Annotated in this window: 15 protein-coding genes and 2 tRNA genes; 9 read left to right on the top strand and 8 right to left on the bottom strand. The window is 45.7% G+C overall.

Features of this window, described 5'->3' with window-relative positions:
- Positions 1-218: 218 nt before the first annotated feature.
- Positions 219-2,663, top strand: a complete 2,445-nt coding sequence (locus R7Z47_RS08730; RefSeq protein ID WP_262606572.1) for a collagenase — start codon at positions 219-221, stop codon at positions 2,661-2,663.
- 160 nt (positions 2,664-2,823) lie between these two features.
- Here R7Z47_RS08730 and R7Z47_RS08725 read toward each other — a convergent pair whose 3' ends face one another.
- The 7 genes from R7Z47_RS08725 to R7Z47_RS08695 all read right to left on the bottom strand — a co-directional run bounded on the left by R7Z47_RS08725 (position 2,824) and on the right by R7Z47_RS08695 (position 11,604).
- Positions 2,824-4,620, bottom strand: a complete 1,797-nt coding sequence (locus R7Z47_RS08725) for an aminopeptidase P family protein (RefSeq protein WP_262606571.1) — start codon at positions 4,618-4,620, stop codon at positions 2,824-2,826.
- Positions 4,620-5,612 carry an ABC transporter ATP-binding protein gene (locus R7Z47_RS08720; protein WP_017633963.1) on the bottom strand — a complete coding sequence of 331 codons (993 nt, stop codon included), beginning with the start codon at positions 5,610-5,612 and terminating at the stop codon, positions 4,620-4,622. Before R7Z47_RS08720 ends, R7Z47_RS08725 begins: the two co-directional genes overlap by 1 nt.
- A 9-nt stretch (positions 5,613-5,621) precedes the next feature.
- Positions 5,622-6,605 (bottom strand): oligopeptide/dipeptide ABC transporter ATP-binding protein, encoded by a 984-nt coding sequence (locus R7Z47_RS08715; RefSeq protein WP_318129987.1) that lies wholly within the window; start codon positions 6,603-6,605, stop codon positions 5,622-5,624.
- A 10-nt stretch (positions 6,606-6,615) separates the two neighbouring features.
- Entirely contained in the window at positions 6,616-7,548 is a 933-nt protein-coding gene (locus R7Z47_RS08710; protein ID WP_005377839.1) for an ABC transporter permease subunit, read from the bottom strand.
- A gap of 9 nt (positions 7,549-7,557) precedes the next feature.
- Positions 7,558-8,478, bottom strand: coding sequence for an oligopeptide ABC transporter permease OppB (gene oppB, locus R7Z47_RS08705; RefSeq protein WP_005377838.1), 921 nt, complete (start codon positions 8,476-8,478; stop codon positions 7,558-7,560).
- Between the two features lie 144 nt (positions 8,479-8,622).
- Positions 8,623-10,233 carry a peptide ABC transporter substrate-binding protein gene (locus tag R7Z47_RS08700; protein ID WP_262606569.1) on the bottom strand — a complete coding sequence of 537 codons (1,611 nt, stop codon included), beginning with the start codon at positions 10,231-10,233 and terminating at the stop codon, positions 8,623-8,625.
- Positions 10,234-10,497: 264 nt separating this feature from the next.
- A complete protein-coding gene (locus R7Z47_RS08695; protein ID WP_318129984.1) occupies positions 10,498-11,604 on the bottom strand; it encodes a M20/M25/M40 family metallo-hydrolase in 1,107 nt (368 codons plus the stop codon).
- A 538-nt stretch (positions 11,605-12,142) separates the two neighbouring features.
- Between R7Z47_RS08695 and hppD the strand changes: the two genes are divergently transcribed.
- The 8 genes from hppD to R7Z47_RS08655 all read left to right on the top strand — a co-directional run bounded on the left by hppD (position 12,143) and on the right by R7Z47_RS08655 (position 17,754).
- Positions 12,143-13,216: a 4-hydroxyphenylpyruvate dioxygenase gene (hppD, locus tag R7Z47_RS08690; protein ID WP_033905171.1), complete on the top strand. Its 1,074-nt coding sequence runs from the start codon at positions 12,143-12,145 to the stop codon at positions 13,214-13,216.
- Entirely contained in the window at positions 13,209-14,339 is a 1,131-nt protein-coding gene (locus R7Z47_RS08685; protein WP_318129983.1) for a homogentisate 1,2-dioxygenase, read from the top strand. Before hppD ends, R7Z47_RS08685 begins: the two co-directional genes overlap by 8 nt.
- 9 nt (positions 14,340-14,348) lie before the next feature.
- The gene (locus tag R7Z47_RS08680; protein ID WP_269128399.1) at positions 14,349-15,386 is read left to right on the top strand and encodes a fumarylacetoacetate hydrolase family protein; all 1,038 of its coding nucleotides are present in this window, start codon (positions 14,349-14,351) and stop codon (positions 15,384-15,386) included.
- Between the two features lie 21 nt (positions 15,387-15,407).
- The gene (gene maiA / locus R7Z47_RS08675) at positions 15,408-16,076 is read left to right on the top strand and encodes a maleylacetoacetate isomerase (protein ID WP_318129980.1); all 669 of its coding nucleotides are present in this window, start codon (positions 15,408-15,410) and stop codon (positions 16,074-16,076) included.
- A gap of 194 nt (positions 16,077-16,270) precedes the next feature.
- Positions 16,271-16,930 (top strand): DUF2726 domain-containing protein, encoded by a 660-nt coding sequence (locus R7Z47_RS08670; RefSeq protein ID WP_005377831.1) that lies wholly within the window; start codon positions 16,271-16,273, stop codon positions 16,928-16,930.
- Between the two features lie 119 nt (positions 16,931-17,049).
- A complete protein-coding gene (locus tag R7Z47_RS08665) occupies positions 17,050-17,388 on the top strand; it encodes a hypothetical protein (protein ID WP_053303140.1) in 339 nt (112 codons plus the stop codon).
- Between the two features lie 179 nt (positions 17,389-17,567).
- A tRNA-Val gene (locus tag R7Z47_RS08660) sits at positions 17,568-17,644 on the top strand.
- 33 nt (positions 17,645-17,677) lie between these two features.
- Positions 17,678-17,754: transfer RNA gene (locus tag R7Z47_RS08655), tRNA-Val, on the top strand.
- A 258-nt stretch (positions 17,755-18,012) separates the two neighbouring features.
- On the opposite strand, the gene R7Z47_RS08650 is transcribed toward R7Z47_RS08655, so the two are convergent.
- A complete protein-coding gene (locus tag R7Z47_RS08650) occupies positions 18,013-18,243 on the bottom strand; it encodes a hypothetical protein (RefSeq protein WP_017820907.1) in 231 nt (76 codons plus the stop codon).
- Positions 18,244-18,293: the final 50 nt, after the last annotated feature.

Here is an 18,293-nt window from a genome sequence, read left to right as displayed (position 1 = left end):
CTCTAGCCCATCTCTATTTTTTGACAAATACGAATTTTTAAAGCTCACTCCGTGTTCCTTCTGGTACCAAAAACTGATACCGCCACGTCTGGTTGTTAACAAAATGTTTCTTCTTATCTTGCGAGTAGATTATATGGAGATGCTCTTGCAGTAATAAGGGCAGTGGCGATGCAAAAGACGTAATGCATTTAAGGAAAACTCAATATAGAAGAAATTAGATGGAACTGAAGATTTTGAGTGTCGCGATTGCGACAACATTAACCAGTACTGGCGTATTTGCGTTAAGCGAGCCAGTTTCTCAAGTTACAGAGCAACATGCACATTCGGCTCATACACACGGTGTTGAATCCAATCAAGTTGAATACCAACCAACCGCAACTCTCCCTATTCAGCTCTCCAAGGCAACTCGAGTACAGTCACTTGAAAGCCTTGATGAGTCGAGCACTGCTTGTGATTTGGAAGCATTGGTTACCGAAAGCAGTAACCAATTGATCGGCGAAATTTTAAGTCAGGGCGCGACGTGTGTGAACCAGCTATTCTCTGCTGAAAGTCGGATTCAAGAGTCGGTATTTAGTTCCGATCATATGTACAACATCGCTAAGCACACTACGACCTTGGCGAAGGGTTATATGGGTGGCGGGAGCGATGAACTAGAAACGTTGTTCTTATACTTACGCGCGGGTTATTACGCCGAGTTTTACAATGACAACATCTCATTTATTGAATGGGTCACACCAGCGGTGAAAGAATCAGTGGATGCATTTGTTAACAACGCAAACTTCTACGAGAACAGCGATCGTCACGGCAAAGTGCTTAGTGAGGTCATCATCACTATGGATAGTGCGGGCTTGCAGCACGCGTACTTACCGCAAGTGACCCAGTGGCTTACTCGTTGGAATGATCAATACGCCCAGCACTGGTATATGCGCAATGCGGTTAACGGTGTTTTTACTATTTTGTTTGGTGGGCAGTGGAACGAGCAATTTGTGCAAATAATTGGCAACCAAACGGACCTTGCCAAAGCTTTAGGCGATTTCGCTCTAAGGGCGTCATCAATCGGTGCTGAAGATGAGTTTATGGCCGCGAATGCGGGGCGAGAGCTCGGGCGTTTGACCAAGTATGCGGGTAACGCGAGTTCTGTGGTGAAGAGTCAGCTGAGTCGAATCTTTGAACAGTATGAAATGTATGGTCGGGGTGACTCGGTTTGGCTTGCGGCGGCGGACACCGCCTCATATTACGCAGATTGTAGTGAGTTCGGAATTTGTAATTTCGAAACTGAGCTAAAAGGCTTGGTGCTATCGCAAACTTATACCTGTAGTCCGACAATTCGAATATTGTCCCAGAATATGACGCAAGAGCAACACGCGGCCGCATGTTCTAAAATGGGTTACGAAGAGGGTTACTTTCATCAGTCTTTAGAAACTGGTGAACAGCCAGTAAAAAATGACCACAATACTCAGCTCCAAGTCAATATCTTCGATTCAAGCACCGATTATGGTAAGTACGCAGGGCCAATTTTCGATATTAGTACTGACAATGGCGGTATGTACTTGGAGGGCGATCCTTCCCAGCCGGGGAATATTCCCAACTTTATTGCTTATGAAGCCTCTTATGCGAACGCGGATCACTTTGTCTGGAACTTAGAGCACGAATACGTGCATTACTTAGATGGTCGATTTGATCTCTATGGAGGGTTTAGTCATCCAACTGAAAAAATAGTGTGGTGGAGTGAAGGCATTGCAGAGTATGTCGCTCAAGAAAATGACAACCAAGCAGCACTTGAGACGATTCTAAACGGCTCGACATATACCTTAAGTGAGATTTTCGAGACTACTTATGATGGGTTTGATGTCGATCGAATTTATCGTTGGGGGTACTTAGCTGTACGTTTTATGTTTGAAAATCATAAAGATGACGTAAACCAAATGCTGGTGGAAACGCGCCAAGGGAATTGGAGCAATTACAAGGCCACGATCACCCAATGGGCGAATTTGTATCAAAGTGAGTTTGAGCAGTGGCAGCAAGCCCTTGTCTCAAATGGTGCACCTAATGCAGTCATAACCGCAAACAGTAAGGGGAAAGTCGGTGAAAGCATTACATTTAGCAGTGAAAACAGTACAGACCCAAACGGGAAGATCGTCAGCGTCTTATGGGACTTCGGTGATGGCTCGACAAGTACACAAACCAAGCCGACGCACCAATATGGGAGTGAAGGGGAGTATTCGGTCAGTCTAAGTGTGACAGACAGTGAAGGCTTGACGGCAACCGCCACTCATAGTGTTGTTATCTCAACGTTGGGCGGTAATGACACATTGCCACAAGACTGCGCGGTGCAAAGTAAAGTAAGCGGTGGGCGCCTAACAGCAGGAGAGCCCGTTTGCTTGGGAAATCAACAAACCATTTGGCTGAGCGTGCCAGCGGTGAATGAGAGCTCAAATCTGGCGATAACGACGGGAAACGGTACGGGCAACCTAAAGCTTGAATACAGTAACTCTGGTTGGCCGGATGGTACTAATCTTCACGGGTGGTCAGATAATATTGGTAATGGAGAGTGTATTACGTTGTCAAATCAGAGTAACTACTGGGGCTACGTTAAAGTCTCTGGTGACTTTGAGAATGCCGCCATCGTCGTTGATTTTGATGCTCAGAAGTGTCGTCAGTAGGGCATTTTAACTGCATCATTTTAATTTAATTGATCGCCTCGCTAACATTGCGGGGCGTTTTTGTTTTTCACGCCGTTATCTCTATAAAAAAACCAGCCCGAAGGCTGGCAAACAAGGAGTTTGAGATGAAAATGAAAACGTTATAAAGCTTGCTGATATCCTATTTCTCAATAAGTTGGGTTGTGCGTTGAAGCCAGTTTTTATCTTGCGTATCAAGAAAAGGGCTAAGTGCTTGATAGACTCGTGAATGGTAATGATTGAGCCAGTCTAGCTCTGCTTGATCTAGCATTGATAAATCAAGGGCGTTGGTCGCAATTGGAGCAAGAGTGATGGTCTCAAAACCGTAAAACGTGCCGAACTCATTTTGTTCTACTTCTACAACTTTAAGAATGTTCTCTATTCTTACCCCGTACTCACCTTCGCGATAAACGCCTGGTTCATTGGTAATGACCATACCCGGTTTTAGTTCAACCTCGTGGTGGCTTTGCGAGAAATTTTGTGGGCCTTCGTGAACATTCAAGCAAATGCCCACGCCGTGTCCAGTGCCGCACTTGTAATCAATACCATGTTGCCATAAGACGCCACGCGCCATGATATCAAGATTGGCACCCGTAGAGCCTTTCATGAATCGAGTCTGAGTCAGTCGGATGACCGCTTTGAGCACCAAGGTATAATCTTTGCGCTGCTTAATGGTCGGTGACCCGAAGTGGAAAGTACGGGTGATGTCTGTTGTCCCGCCAAGGTATTGGCCACCAGAATCGACGAGAAAGAAGTTGCTTTCATTGACTGCCGCATTGCTTTCTTCATCGGCGGCATAATGCATTTTTGCCCCGTGAGCCGCGAAGCCTGCGATAGTGCGGAAACTGTCACTCACATAATGTCGGGTTTGACGGCGATAGTGATTCAGTTGTGCCTCAGCAGACAATTCTGTAACGAGTCCGCTTGGAACTTGCTCTTCGAGCCAGTTCATAAACCTTACGATTGCCACACCATCATCTGTTAATGCCTGTTCTAGGCTAGTTAGCTCGGTCGCATTTTTTATGGCCTTCATTGCCGTTACAGGGCAAGCCATTGGCTTTAGATTCACATTCCCTTCAATCGAACTCACCAATAAGCTGTCTGTGTGGGTCGGGTTAAAAGCGAGCGATAATCCCTCACATTGCTGATTCAAATACTGACTTACGTAGTTGTAATGGCGAATGTGTACACTCTGCTCGGTCAGCGCTCTTTCAACGTCCTGAGGCAGTTTGGCTTTATCAATAAACAGTGTCGCAAGTGATTGCTCTACAACTAGATAGGCTTCAGAAGCTGGGCAGTAATTCGTATCACCACCTCGAATATTCATTGTCCACATGACATCATCTAGCGTTGACACTAATAAGCTACCTACTTGGTTCTCGGTTAACCAAGAACGGATTCTCGCTAACTTATTTTCTGTGTCAACACCAGCAAAAGCGGTGGGGTGCTCGAATACGGGTGCACTTGGGCGAGGTGGTCTTTCAAGCCAAATCGGTGTGAGCAAATCTAGGTCGAGAATGATCTTAATGTTTTTCGCTTCAAAGGCTTGTTTGAGGCCTTGATAAAAAGCGTAACTGATGGCGCGCCCGTCAACCGCGACAATACTGTTTTCTGGGAGCGTGGTAGCCAGCCATTTGGCAATTGTCGGCGTTTCTGGTTGTTTGGCTTTAAACAGTTCAAGTCCTGTGCCGTGTAACTGTTCTTCAGCTTGAATATAGTAACGACCATCAGTCCACAGGCCACCACCTTGTTGGGTAATGACGATATCGCCTGCAGAACCGGTAAAACCTGAAATCCAGCTTCGCGCTAACCAATGATCCGCTGAGTATTCACTGTTATGTGGGTCATTGTTGGTCACGATATATGCAGACACGTTGTGAAAGGACATTGCCTCACGTAATAACGTAAGGCGTTGGTTTACTGAGTTAGTATTGTTCATTAAATGGTTCCTAAAGTCATATTTGAGCAATAGATATGATGCTGCTCCGAGCCTGTTTTTATTGGGTTCTGTTGCCCGCATACTTCTGTGGCTTCTGGGCATCGAGTACGAAAAACGCAACCGCTCGGTGGGTTAAGTGGAGAAGGAAGATCGCCGGGCAATAGTTGTATTTCACGGTCACGTGCTAATTGCGGATTAGCTATCGGGACAGCAGATAACAGTGCTTTGGTGTAGGGGTGTTGAGCATCATCAAATACTTGATCGTAACGTCCTACTTCCATAGGTTTACCAAGATACATCACCATAACGCGGTCGCTGATATGGCGCACCACGCTTAAGTCATGCGCAATCATCACCAGTGTTAACCCCATTTCTTGTTTAAGATCATCTAGAAGATTGATGACCTGAGCTTGTATGGAGACATCTAGTGCACTAACGGGTTCATCACACACGACCAAATCTGGATTGAGAATTAATGCTCTGGCAATGCCCACACGCTGGCATTGACCTCCGGAAAATTCATGTGGATAGCGGTTTCGCTGGCTCGCCAAGAGACCCACTTTATCCATCATAGCGATGACACGCTTTTCTACCTCTGCCCGTTTAAGCTTTGGCTCGTGGGTGAGCAGTGGTTCGGCGATGCATTCTGAGATGGTTAACCTCGGATTCAAACAAGCGGATGGGTCTTGAAACACCATCTGAAATTCTCTGCGTCGAGAGGAAAGCTCTTTTTTACTAAACCCGAGCATGTCTTGACCTTTCCAAGTCAACTCGCCATGTGTAGGTTCAATTAAGCGAAGTAAGGCGCGTGCAAGCGTTGATTTTCCGCAGCCTGATTCCCCCACAATGCCAAGTGTCTCACCTCGGTAAACATCTAAGTCGATACCATTGACCGCTTTCACGATTTTACGTCGACTTGGAATAAGATGACGTGAAACAGGAAAGTGGACGTTTAAATCACGAGCAGACATGAGGACTTCTTTTTTATTCATAACGCCTCCTTAAGCTTTTATTTGAATGGGAATGATAACACTGGGTGCTTTAACGTGACAGGCAATGGACTGGCTCGTGTTTAATGGAGAAAACCGTGGGGTTTCGTATTGGCAACGCGTCTCTCGATGCTCGCACCGCTCTCTAAACGGACACCCTTGATGGTTAATCAACGCACTTGGTGGGTTACCTGAGATGGTTGGTAAACGTGGCATATCTTCAGTGATAGAAGGAATAGCCTTTAGCAGGCCTTGAGTATAGGGGTGCGCAGGTTGAGCGAACAATGTCTCGGTATCTGATTGCTCCATTTTTTGACCACCATACATGACCAATACGCGATCACACATCTCGGCGACGACGCCCATGTCGTGAGTGATCAGTAAAATAGCCGTGTTGAACTCTTGTTGTAAGTCTCGTAATAGCGTCAAAATTTGAGCCTGAACGGTTACATCTAATGCGGTGGTTGGTTCGTCTGCAATTAACAACTCGGGCTTACACAACAAGGCCATCGCTATCATGATTCGCTGACGCATTCCGCCAGATAGCTCGTGAGGGTATTGATTCATCCGAGTTTCGGGAGAGGGAATACGCACCGCATCTAACATGTGAATCGATTCAATTTTTGCTTGTTTTCGGCTCATTCCTTTATGAATCATGAGAACTTCACAAAGCTGTTTGCCAATTTTCATGAATGGATTGAGTGACGTCATCGGATCTTGAAAGATCATTCCGATTTTCTCTGCACGGATGCGGTTGAGCTGCTTTTTAGACATCGCGAGTAAATCATCACCGTGGAACATCGCGCTGCCAGACACGGCGCCGTTGTCCGCGGTTAACCCCATTAATGCGAAAACAGACTGGCTTTTTCCCGAACCTGATTCCCCAACAATCCCAAGAGTTTCGCCCGCTTTAATCGAGTAGGAGAGATTACTGACCGCTTGCACTTGCCCATCTGGTGTATCGAAGCGCACGTTCATGTTTTCAATAGATAGCATGGGTTTGTCCTTATCGGTCTTTCGGGTCAAGAGCATCACGCAAGCCATCGCCGATGAAGTTAAAACAAAAGAGGGTGGCAACTAAAAACAGAGAGGGAAAAAGCAGCATCCACAATGCAACGTCAATTGTTTTTGCGCCTTCGGAAATCAGGATCCCCCAGCTCGTGTCTGGTGGTTGAACACCAAGCCCTAAGAAGCTTAAAAACGATTCGAACATAATGAATCCTGGTACCATTAAGGAGGAATAAACCATCACGATCCCAAGCACATTAGGCAGAACATGGCGTCGGACAATTGTCAATTTAGAAACCCCAATAGAGTGTGCGGCTTCGATGAACTCTCGCTTTTTTAGACCGAAGGTGACACCACGTACAACACGGGCAATGCCCAGCCAAGATACCATTCCGATCACGATAAAAATCAGGTAGATGTTGTTGCCAAAAAGGGTAACAAACAGGATAACCATAAACATAAATGGCACCGAATCGAGCACCTCAATAATGCGCATCATTACGCTATCGACAACGCCGCCAAGATAGCCGGAAATACTTCCCCAAATCGTACCAATAACAACGGCGACTAAGGCGCCAACAAAACCCACCAAAATAGAGAGCCTGCCACCTTGCATCGTGCGAGCGAAGACATCTTGCCCGAGATCATCGGTACCAAAGTAATGGCCACTGCTCAGTGAAGGTTTCCCTAGCTCGTATGGATCGATGAGCACTTCCCAGTCAATTTCATCATGGCCAAAAGCGGCAAGAGAGGGGCCGAAAGTGATGCATAAGGTAATGAAAGCCAAAACATACACTGATGTCATCGCGGCTCTGTTTTTACGAAATCGAGTCCATGCATCCTGCCAAAGACTGCGACCTTCGACGGCTTCAATATTGTCGACGACTTGATCTTGAAGAGCTTGTGTATCCAGTTTTTTGATCGTTAACATGCCGGACTCCTAAACGCGTATACGGGGGTCGATAATCGTATATAGCAAGTCGACCACAAGGTTAAAGAAGATAGTGAGTGAAGCGACAATCAGAGTAATGCCCATTACTAGGCCGTAGTCGCGGTTGAGAGCCCCAGATACAAAGTGTTGTCCCATGCCACCTGTACCAAAGAAAATGTCGATAATCACCGAGCCTGTCACGACAGACACAAACGCAGGGCCGAGCATCGCAACGACGGGAATCAGGGATGGTCGCAAAGCGTGATGGAATAAAATGTAGGTTGTGGACAAACCTTTGGCTTTTGCCGTTCGAATGTATGGTTGGTTGAGCGTTTCAATCATTGCGCCACGCATGACGCGTGCAATACTCGCAATGGAGCCAATCGCTAGGCTGAGCACGGGAAGAACAAGAAAAGCCAGCTTTCCTCCTTCCCAACCACCAGCAGGGAACCAGCCGAGCTGAATAGCGAAGATCATGACTAAAACTGGAGCAAGCACGAAAGCCGGAACCACAACTCCAGTCATCGAAAGTGTCATCAGGCCGTAATCTAGGCGGCTATTTCGGTTCAATGCCGCAATGGTGCCAAGCAACATGCCAAGTGGAACGGAAATACAAAAGGAGAGTACGCCTAATACTGCTGAAACTGGCCATGATTGTGCGACGAGCTGTGTAACACTGAAGTCTTGATAAACGAAGCTCGGACCGAGATCTCCTTGTATGAAATTACCAATGTAAATCCAAAACTGAGTAAGGAAGGGCTGGTCCAAATGGAATTTTGCTTCGATATTCGCACGTACCACCTCTGGCATAGGCCGTTCCATATCAAATGGCCCCCCTGGTGCAATGTGCATCAGCCAAAATGATACGAGTGCGATGAATAGAAGCGTGGGGATAGCGATAGCTAATCGCTTAACAATGTACCAAATCATGATCCATCATCCTTTGGTCATCCGAAATCACTTCGAACGGTTATGAATAAAAAATGGTCTGAGCTCAGGTTGCCTTCTCCACCGAGAGATATGAGGAACGGCAAGTAAACATTGAACTTGCCGACTCAGACCGAAAACATGCTTTTATTGGGCTTTTACATAGACATTCTTGCGGTAGTACGACGACTCAGGGTTTGTCAGTTCGTAGCCGCCCACGTAAGGCTTGATGAGGTATTGATCGTTACCCGGACGATAAATAGGAATAATGGCCATGTCTTCAATCAGCATGCTTTCTGCTTGTAAATACAGTTCTGATGGGTTGCTCATGGTCTTTGAGCGAGCCATTAACTCGTCGTATTGCGGGTTGTTATAACGAGAATCGTTGTACTCGCCACTAGAAACGAAGATATCCAACCATGTAGAGGCTTCATTGTAGTCGGCCGTCCAGCCGCCGCGAGTAATGTCGGTCGGCTCTTTAAGTGCGTAGAACACTTTCGGTTCTAGCTGTTTTATCGTGACTTGCGCACCCAATCGGCTTTTCCACATGCCTGCCATGGTGGTTGCCATTTTTACGTCCATCGAGAAAGTTGGTACGGTAAACGTTAACTTAAGCGGATTGCTTTTATCGTATCCAGCTTCTGACAGTAATTGCTGCGCTTTTTCGATACGTTTATGGCGGTTCCAAGTTGCGAACTCAGGAGTGTGAGATTTAAAACCATCTGTTTGAGGTGGCACAAGGGTATACATTGGAACCCCACCGTTTCTCAAAATAGCACTCGTTAACAGTTGACGGTCAATGGCATATGAGAGGGCTTTACGAACCCGCACGTCTTTTGTTGGCCCTTGTTGAGTGTTGAGGTAATAGAATGTGGAGCCAAGAGACGCACTGGTGCTTGCCACTTCTTGTGGGCGTTGTTGAATTAACTTTTTCTTCTGGGCGGCAGGAATGGAAACCGCTTGGTCTATCTCACCAGCTAGGTAGCGGTTTAGCACTACGTTTGCATCACCAATTGGTAGCCAAGTGACTTTTTCCAGCACTACATTGCTTGCGTCCCAATAATGTGGATTTTTAACCATCACCAGTTTTTCGTTAACTTTCCATTCAGAGACAGTAAACGCACCATTTGTAACGATATGCTCAGGCTGGGTCCAGCGGTTGCCATGTTTTTCAATGGTCGCTTTGTGAACGGGGGCAAGCACTGGATGACTTAGTAGTTTCGTAAAGAAGGGAATAGGCTCTTCGAGTGTTACCTGGAACGTTTTTTCATCCAGCGCCTTCACGCCCAAAGACTCGGGTGCGGCGTCGCCTTTCATAATGGCTTGCGAGTTTTCGATATTTGGAATGGCCGCAAACCAAGCGTAGGGTGAAGCAGTGCTTGGATTCAGTAAGCGTTGCCAGCTGTAGACAAAATCTTGTGCAGTGACCGTTTCGCCATTTGACCATTTTGCATCACGTAAGTGGAAGGTATAAACCGTATTGTTGTCATTGACTGACCAAGACTCAGCAACACCAGGAATGGTTTTACCTTGCTTATCTTGAATGACCAGACCTTCAAACAGGTCTCGACCGAGATTAAAAGCGGGCTCTGCGGCTTGCTTGGCTGGATCAATAGAAGTAACTTCAGCTCCATTGTTTAGCGTAATTTCTTGTGTCTCATCGAGGGTCATTCCTGCGGGATACGGCGCGGCATAGCTTGATGTCGCCAGTATTGGACTCATCATCGACGCTAATAAAAGCAACTTAGGTAATTTCATCCTTGTCTCACTCTTTTCATCCTGAAAGATGCCAAAAATGTATATTGTATAAATTGTCTGCACAATCGAGTTTTAACATTACTGTAACAGGGTGTCGGGTGTTGAGCTGTCTGGTCTCAAAAAGTGAGCTAGGGGAATTTCTTTGAAGATCTGATATCAAGTTGGCATGACGGGAAGTAATTTTGCTTCGATACAAATTAAAATCCCCTTCAAGCACAGGCTAGAAGGGGAAGATAGTCAGTCTGCTCTTCAAAAGGCACGACGTTAACTGACTAGGAAATGTTTCACGAACTCAGTGATTTTGACCATATCACTTACCGCGATAAACTCTTCTGTCGTGTGTACTTTTGCCATGCCAGTTGAAAGGTTGACCGTTGTGAGACCTTTCTTGTTAAAGTTGTTGGCATCGCTACCGCCGCCAGTGCCTTTTGTGAAGGCGTCAATTCCCAACTCTGAAAACGCTGCTTTTATAGCGTTTACGTGTGGGTGGTTTTCTTCAATAACAAAAGCGTCGTAGGCTCGGCTAGATTCAATTTCGACTTCTGCACCGTGCTTTTCACAGACAGACTCTAATGTTGAGATCATATGATTGACCTGAGCATCTAGTTTATCGCCATTCAGGGAGCGTGCTTCTGCCACGATTTTTAATTCAGGCATAACAATGTTTGTGGCCTGACCGCCATTCACTACACCGATGTTGGCTGTCGTTTCTTCGTCGATGCGAAGTAGCTTCATTTGGTTGATAGCATCAGCCGCCACCATGATCGCACTGATGCCTTCTTCTGGCGCAAGCCCTGCGTGTGCTGGTCGGCCTTTGATTTTTGCCATGATCTTTTGCTGGCCTGGGGCTGCGGTCACAATGGTGCCAATAGGGCCACCTGTGTCTAACACGATTGCTTCCGTTGAAGTGACGTGTGACATATCGAAGTATTGTGAACCGAATAAACCGCCTTCTTCATACACGGTGAAAGCAAGTTCTAACGTTTTGTGCTCACGGTTTTCCGCTTGAATACAACGAACGGCTTCCATGATGGCAGCAATACCAGATTTATCATCGCCACCAAGAATCGTATTGCCTTTTGAATGGATAACGCCGTCTTCGATGATTGGCTCAATGCCAATACCTGGAGTGACCGTATCCATATGACAGCTCATTAGAATAGAGCCGTCTTTTTTGCCGTCTAAACGGGCGTACACGTTAAAACCGTTAGAAATGTGCTCAGGTACTGGAAGTTTGCGTACGGTAAAGCCTAGCTCGCCTAGTTGTTCTGCCAGTGTTTCTGCAATTTGTTTTTCGTTTTTTGATTCGCTGTTGATACGTACTAGTTGGCAAAAGTGTTCAACTAAGCGTTCTTGATTGATGTGTGTCATTAGATGTCTCTTTTTCTGATCGAGCGTGAAGCCTTGTGGCTCGGCTCGATAGGGAACAGAGCACCACTTATGGCACAGTTACTTTTGAATAAAACTGAGGTGAATCAATAAAGGGGTATCCATGACACGATTCTGACCGATGAGCCTTTCGAACTGTATGAAGCGTCACGAAACATTACTTTTGATGTTTTGCAGGATCAAATGAATAAATCGGATAGAGATAGGGTGCAATAGACTTTCCATCCCCTTTTGCTTTTTGAGCTACGTTGCCAAGATAAAATGCCAAAGTAACAACTTGTTTACATTTTGTGTGGTGGCGTAAAGCCGAAAATATCAATCTAATATATTGAAAATAAGCAGTTTGTTTGATGTTTACGAAAGTGGGTTCGATGCGCTCTCTGCGTGTAACATATATTTTACAATTATGCGTAAAAATCGCCAAGATAAAGATTTCTCCCCACGTATTCCAATTTCTCAAGACCTGCGCCAAGTTAGAAAAATAAGTCCAAACAAAAGCTACTGAGACAAGGAGAAAGTCATGGTTGATGCATATAACCCACTAGGAACAGACGGATTTGAGTTTGTTGAATATACCGCTGCTGACAACAAAGGCATTCAACAGCTTAAAGATCTGTTTATATCGTTAGGTTTTGCGGAGATTGCAAAGCATCGCTCAAAAGAAGCGTGGTTATATCGACAAGGTGACATTAGCTTTATTGTGAATGCGCAGCCGCATAGCCAAGCTGAGGGATTCGCCAAAGTTCACGGTCCGTCGGTTTGTGGCATGGCATTTCGTGTGAAAGACGCCACCGTTGCTCTGGCGCATGCGTTAGAGAATGGCGGTAAAGAATATAAAACGGAAATTGGGCCGATGGAGCTAAGCATTCCTGCTATTTATGGCATCGGTGAAAGCTTGCTTTATTTTGTCGACCGTTATGGAAAGCAGAGTATTTATGATGTCGATTTTCGTTTTTATGATGATGCTGATGAACGTTTATCAAAAGCGAATGTTGGTCTTTACGAAATCGACCACTTAACGCACAACGTTAAGCAAGGCAACATGGATGTCTGGTCAGGTTTCTATGAGCGCATTGGTAACTTCCGCGAAATTCGTTATTTCGATATCGAAGGTAAGCTGACTGGTCTTGTCAGCCGTGCGATGACCGCACCTTGCGGCAAAATCCGAATTCCTATCAATGAGTCGTCAGATGATAAATCACAGATTGAAGAGTTTATCCGTGAATACAATGGCGAAGGTATTCAACACATCGCATTGACCACTGACGACATCTACGAAACGGTCAAAACCTTGCGTGAGCGAGGCATGGACTTTATGCCAACGCCAGATACTTATTACGAGAAAGTCGATGAGCGTGTTGAAGGCCACGGTGAAGACGTAAGCAAGCTTCGTGATTTGCAGATTCTTATTGATGGTGCGCCAACGAAAGATGGCATCTTGCTACAAATCTTTACTCAAACCGTTATCGGCCCTGTGTTCTTCGAAATCATCCAACGTAAAGGCAATGAAGGCTTTGGCGAGGGTAACTTCAAAGCGTTGTTTGAATCGATAGAAGAAGACCAAATTCGCCGAGGAGTATTGAGCGATGCATAAATGGATCACATTCCCTCACCGGGAGGGAGTGTGCTCTAAACAAGCGCATGCTGACTTCCCGGAAGAGGCAATTTATGAACGTGAGGCAGGTCGAAGTGGCTTCTTCGGCCCCGCAACACATTTTCATCATCAACATGCCCCAACGGGGTGGTCTGAGTGGGAGGGCGAGCTACGTCCACGAGCGTTCGATTTTAATCTAGTTGAGAAAGCCAGCCATATTACCCCGTGGGCAGTCCCGCATCTATTACACAACGCGAATTGTAAAGTTCGTGTTTGGCGTATGGATGAAAAAATGGACTTCTTGGTGAGAAATGCAGATGGCGACGAACTGCTATTCATCCACCAAGGTACGGCAGATCTCTACTGTGATTATGGTCATTTGAAAGTGAGCGAAGGGGATTATGTCATGATCCCGCGCTCAACGAGCTGGCGTTTAGAACCAAGCGAGCCGATGTTCATTCTGATGATTGAAAACACCGATGCGGCCTATACATTGCCCGAAAAAGGCATGGTTGGAAACCACGCGGTGTTTGATCCAGCGGTTTTAGAAACGCCGTCGATCAACGATCAGTTCCGTGCTCAATATTCTGAGAATCAAACACAGGTTCAGGTGAAACGCCACGATAAAGTCAGTGTTATCACTTACCCATTCAACCCGTTGGATGCGGTTGGCTGGCATGGTGATTTGGCGGTAGTAAAAGTGAACTGGCGTGATATTCGTCCACTTATGTCACATCGTTACCATTTACCGCCTTCTGCACATACTACATTTGTAGGAGCAGGATTTGTGGTGTGTACGTTCGTTCCTCGCCCAATTGAAAGTGATCCTGGAGCGCTCAAAGTACCGTTCTACCACAACAATGACGATTATGACGAAGTCTTGTTCTACCATGCAGGTGACTTCTTTAGTCGTGACAACATTGAAGCGGGTATGGTGACATTCCATCCAGCAGGATTTACGCATGGTCCTCACCCGAAAGCATTCAAAGCAGGGCGAGAGCACAAGAAGACTTTCACCGACGAAGTTGCGGTCATGATTGATACGCGTCACGCACTTCAGTTTTCGGATGAGCTGGAAAAAGTAGAAAACAAAGAATACGTCTATAGCTGGCAAGAGAAGTAAGAGGCAAGGATGAAATTAGCAACCAAGAAAAATGGCACTCGTGACGGTTTGTTGATGGTCGTGAGCAAAGACTTAACGCGCTGCGTACCTGCGACAGAAATTTTCCACCCCATGAACTTAGCTCCGACGATGCAGGTGGCGCTCGATAACTGGGATACGCTAGCACCGCAACTGGAAGAGCTATACGTTGCACTGAACAATGGCACGGTTGCAGGGTATGAAGAGTTTGAAGCGCACTACTGCGAGTCGCCGCTTCCTCGCGCTTATCAGTGGGCTGATGGCAGTGCTTACGTAAACCACGTTGAGTTGGTTCGAAAAGCTCGCGGCGCTGAAATGCCAGAGAGTTTTTGGACGGATCCGTTGATGTACCAAGGAGGCTCTGATGCCTTTATTGGTCCTTGTGACAACATCGAGTTTGCGAGTGATGAATGGGGTATTGATTTCGAAGGTGAAGTGGCTGTGGTAACTGGTGACGTACCAATGAGCGCGAGTGTTGCAGAGGCTCAGGAGTCGATTCGTTTGATCATGCTGGTGAATGATGTCTCACTGCGTGGGCTAATTCCCGCAGAATTAGCTAAAGGGTTTGGTTTTTTCCAATCTAAACCTTCTTCTGCGTTTTCTCCTGTGGCAGTAACACCTGACGAACTAGGCGATGCGTGGTACGAAAACAAAGTGCATTTACCATTGGTCTCGACCTACAACCACAAGCCGTTTGGTCGCCCGAATGCAGGTATCGATATGACGTTTGATTTCGCAGACTTAATTGTTCACGCGACTAAAACGCGCCCGCTATCTGCTGGGGCGATTATAGGCTCAGGTACGGTATCCAACAAGCAGGGAACGGAACATGGCACTTCTATTGAAGAAGGTGGCGTTGGTTATTCATGTATCGCGGAAGTTCGCATGATTGAAACCATTCGTGATGGTAAGCCGTCGACTAACTTCATGTCGTTTGGAGATTCAATTAGATTGGAAATGTTCGATGCGGATGGCAACAACATATTCGGTTCGATTGACCAACAAGTTAGCCAATATCTCAAGCACTAACAGTGCTGGTTGGGAGACGATATGAGCGATAGCATGGTTTTGTACGGATATTGGCGGTCTTCAGCGGCGTATCGTGTGCGTATTTGTTTGAATCTTAAAGAGTTATCGTATGATTCAAAATCGGTACACTTGGTGCGCAATGGTGGCGAACAACACAGTGACGAGTACCATGAGTTAAACGCTTCTGAACTGGTTCCTTTGCTGGTGGATGGGGAGGTTCAGTTAACCCAGTCACTGGCGATCATTCAATACTTAGAAGAACACTACCCGGATGTCACCGTGATCCCCGAGCAAACGCCGCTTCGATACCAAGCGCTAGCTTTGGCTCAGGATATTGCAATGGAAATTCATCCCCTGAATAACTTGAGAGTTCTACAGTATTTAGAGGGGGAGTTAGCTTGCGAGTCAGAGCGCAAAGTCGCTTGGATTCATCACTGGATCCACAAAGGTTTTACAGCATTAGAAGAGAAACTTCAGAAGCATCGTAAACTAAATGGTGATTGCAAGTTTAGCCTGACAAGCTCGCCATCTATTGTCGATATTTGTCTGGTACCACAATTTTATAACGCACAACGCTTTGGTGTAGATACCTCTCTTTATCCAACCATTAACGCTGTTGTGCAGTCATGCAATCAACTGCCAGCTTTTATTGATGCGATGCCAGAGAATCAGCCAGACGCTAATAGTTGATTCTTAGCATACATAATGTATTAACAAAATTTAAACGAGCCAATCCAAGTGTGTGATTGGCTCGTTTTTATGGTGAGCAAAATTTTCTGTTTCTCGCTATCGTCGTGGAGCCTCAAAATTGCGAGGTTTTGTTGCTCTGTATAACATTTCCATTTACGCTTTGAGCAACGAGTTGTTTTGGATGCACTTTATTTATGACCAACATTTTTATCATTGTTGTTCTTCTGGTTTTATTCTTCTTTGTTATTCAAAAGTACGTGATTAAGCACGATGACACGCGTGATTATCCTTATCGCTCGAAAGGCCCCCTGCTCAGAGGTCAAGAGGGTGCGTTCTATAATGCGTTAAGAGCGGCGGTAGGGGAGCATGCCGTAGTATTCGCGAAAGTAAACATGTCCAGTTTGGTTACGCCAAAAGAAATCAAAAATAAGAAGCAGTTTTTTGTCGCGAACAATCGTATATCTCGAAGCTATTTTGATTACGTTATTTGTGACCCAAGGACACTAGAGCCGCGCGTTATCGTTGAATTGGATAATGGGCAGGAGCTAAACAAGGGTAAGATAGAAAGACAAAAGTTATTGATTCATGTTTGTAAGACGGCCAACCTGCCTTTAATTGGCGCCTCGATAAAGCACAGTTATCAAGTTGGGCGATTACGTCGTTTGCTTGCGGCACACATTGATTTGATTGAGCCCGATAAAGAAGTGCGTTTTTGTAAAAAATGCGGCAGTCCGATGATCATTAAAACCGCAAGCCAAGGTGAGTTCAAAGGGAGACGTTTCTTTACTTGTAGCCGTCAGCCGAATTGTACATACACCGAAAATTATAACGTTGTGTTTGAGGCGGACGACTAAACACGACAATTAACCAGCAGAAACGAGGGGCTTTGATTAGAGATGATCAAAGCCTTTTTTGTATCAGTCATCAAGGCAGGGCCTATACTTTGAAAAAGAGGGCAGAATAGGGCAGCCATATGCGATACGGATGGATTTTATCGGCGTTGTTCATCGCATCGAATGCTAGTGCGATACCTAATTTGAAACCACTGGAGTGTGAATTGACAGAGACACCCCAAGATCATTTCTTGTTTTACCGAGAGCAAATGGTTTACCACAGTGAGCAGTTTGTCATATTTCAAAACTTCAAAGGCAGGGTGAGCACTCAAGTAGACGTCAAAACAGGAGAGTTGATCCGTACAACCTATATCGGCGAACCATTTAAACCTAAATATCAGATTTTGTTCGGCACTTGCCCTAAGGTATCGCAAACCTTACAGATTTGGATGCTCAGTGAAGTGCCTTACGACAATTAAGTGAGATAATAAAAGTTATATAGATCACACTTTTAAACCCTGCAGGCTCAGTCCTTGTCGATAAAATCATCTGAAAACGCGTGTTGAGTTTACATTTTCGCCAAACGGTTCAAAGTTGGTAAATTTGTGCTTGCACCGTCGTTCGCTTATAGCTAATATCCTCGTCGTTCCAGAGAAATGCGTCCGTAGCTCAGCTGGTTAGAGTATCGCCTTGACATGGCGGGGGTCGGTGGTTCGAGTCCACTCGGACGCACCATTCTGAATTGAATGGTTAGGAACGTAAAAATTTGGGTCCGTAGCTCAGTTGGTTAGAGTACTACCTTGACATGGTAGGGGTCGGCGATTCGAGTTCGCCCGGACCCACCAAATTTTAAAAAAGCCCACCTTTTGGTGGGCTTTTTTGTGTCTGTAATTCATTGATACTCAAGTAAAACTACTTCTTTTCTTGTCCCTTGTTTTTGCTCTGCGTTAGCCCCTTGTTAAAGATAAAAGCGCACTACCTGATCCGCAACACAACCTCAAAACCCTAAATGCAATGCATAAGGTGCATACACTTCAAACCCACTAGAGCCGTCTATAAATCATGTTGCGTGCCACTAGCCGTGGCATTAGAGACACTGACTATTAATCTAAATTATCTGGCGTGTGAAGATTGGTGCCGCATATTGTACATTTGTAGTCACCAGTCGCTTCGCCTTCCATTAATGAGCTAATTATTGCTGCAAATAGACCTGAGAAGAAACCTTTAGCTTTTTTCTCGGTCTTTTCCTGCGCTTTAGAGAAGCTTTCGTACCGATGTAGCGTTACTTCTTTACAATTACAGCAAAACGCTCTTGTCTCTTCAGAACCGTACATTTTTACCAATTGATTTACTCCCTGTAAGTTAATTTCCCCAAGTGGCGTTA

Origin of the sequence: Vibrio sp. 1641 (assembly GCF_033339995.1) — a bacterium.
GTDB classification, from domain to species: Bacteria; Pseudomonadota; Gammaproteobacteria; order Enterobacterales; family Vibrionaceae; genus Vibrio; species Vibrio alginolyticus.
Note: the sequence above shows the minus strand (reverse complement) of the source record. Positions and strands in the feature narration are given on the sequence as shown.

Bases quoted from the DNA above. Each gene is read 5' to 3' on its own strand.
- R7Z47_RS08700 (WP_262606569.1), bottom strand. From the start codon at position 10,233: ATGAAATTACCTAAGTTGCTTTTATTAGCGTCGATGATGAGTCCAATA.
- R7Z47_RS08715 (WP_318129987.1), bottom strand. From the start codon at position 6,605: ATGCTATCTATTGAAAACATGAACGTGCGCTTCGATACACCAGATGGG.
- R7Z47_RS08720 (WP_017633963.1), bottom strand. From the start codon at position 5,612: ATGAATAAAAAAGAAGTCCTCATGTCTGCTCGTGATTTAAACGTCCAC.
- R7Z47_RS08695 (WP_318129984.1), bottom strand. From the start codon at position 11,604: ATGACACACATCAATCAAGAACGCTTAGTTGAACACTTTTGCCAACTA.
- R7Z47_RS08730 (WP_262606572.1), top strand. From the start codon at position 219: ATGGAACTGAAGATTTTGAGTGTCGCGATTGCGACAACATTAACCAGT.
- hppD (WP_033905171.1), top strand. From the start codon at position 12,143: ATGGTTGATGCATATAACCCACTAGGAACAGACGGATTTGAGTTTGTT.
- R7Z47_RS08670 (WP_005377831.1), top strand. From the start codon at position 16,271: ATGACCAACATTTTTATCATTGTTGTTCTTCTGGTTTTATTCTTCTTT.
- R7Z47_RS08665 (WP_053303140.1), top strand. From the start codon at position 17,050: ATGCGATACGGATGGATTTTATCGGCGTTGTTCATCGCATCGAATGCT.
- R7Z47_RS08710 (WP_005377839.1), bottom strand. From the start codon at position 7,548: ATGTTAACGATCAAAAAACTGGATACACAAGCTCTTCAAGATCAAGTC.
- R7Z47_RS08685 (WP_318129983.1), top strand. From the start codon at position 13,209: ATGCATAAATGGATCACATTCCCTCACCGGGAGGGAGTGTGCTCTAAA.
- oppB (WP_005377838.1), bottom strand. From the start codon at position 8,478: ATGATTTGGTACATTGTTAAGCGATTAGCTATCGCTATCCCCACGCTT.
- R7Z47_RS08680 (WP_269128399.1), top strand. From the start codon at position 14,349: ATGAAATTAGCAACCAAGAAAAATGGCACTCGTGACGGTTTGTTGATG.
- maiA (WP_318129980.1), top strand. From the start codon at position 15,408: ATGAGCGATAGCATGGTTTTGTACGGATATTGGCGGTCTTCAGCGGCG.
- R7Z47_RS08650 (WP_017820907.1), bottom strand. From the start codon at position 18,243: ATGTACGGTTCTGAAGAGACAAGAGCGTTTTGCTGTAATTGTAAAGAA.
- R7Z47_RS08725 (WP_262606571.1), bottom strand. From the start codon at position 4,620: ATGAACAATACTAACTCAGTAAACCAACGCCTTACGTTATTACGTGAG.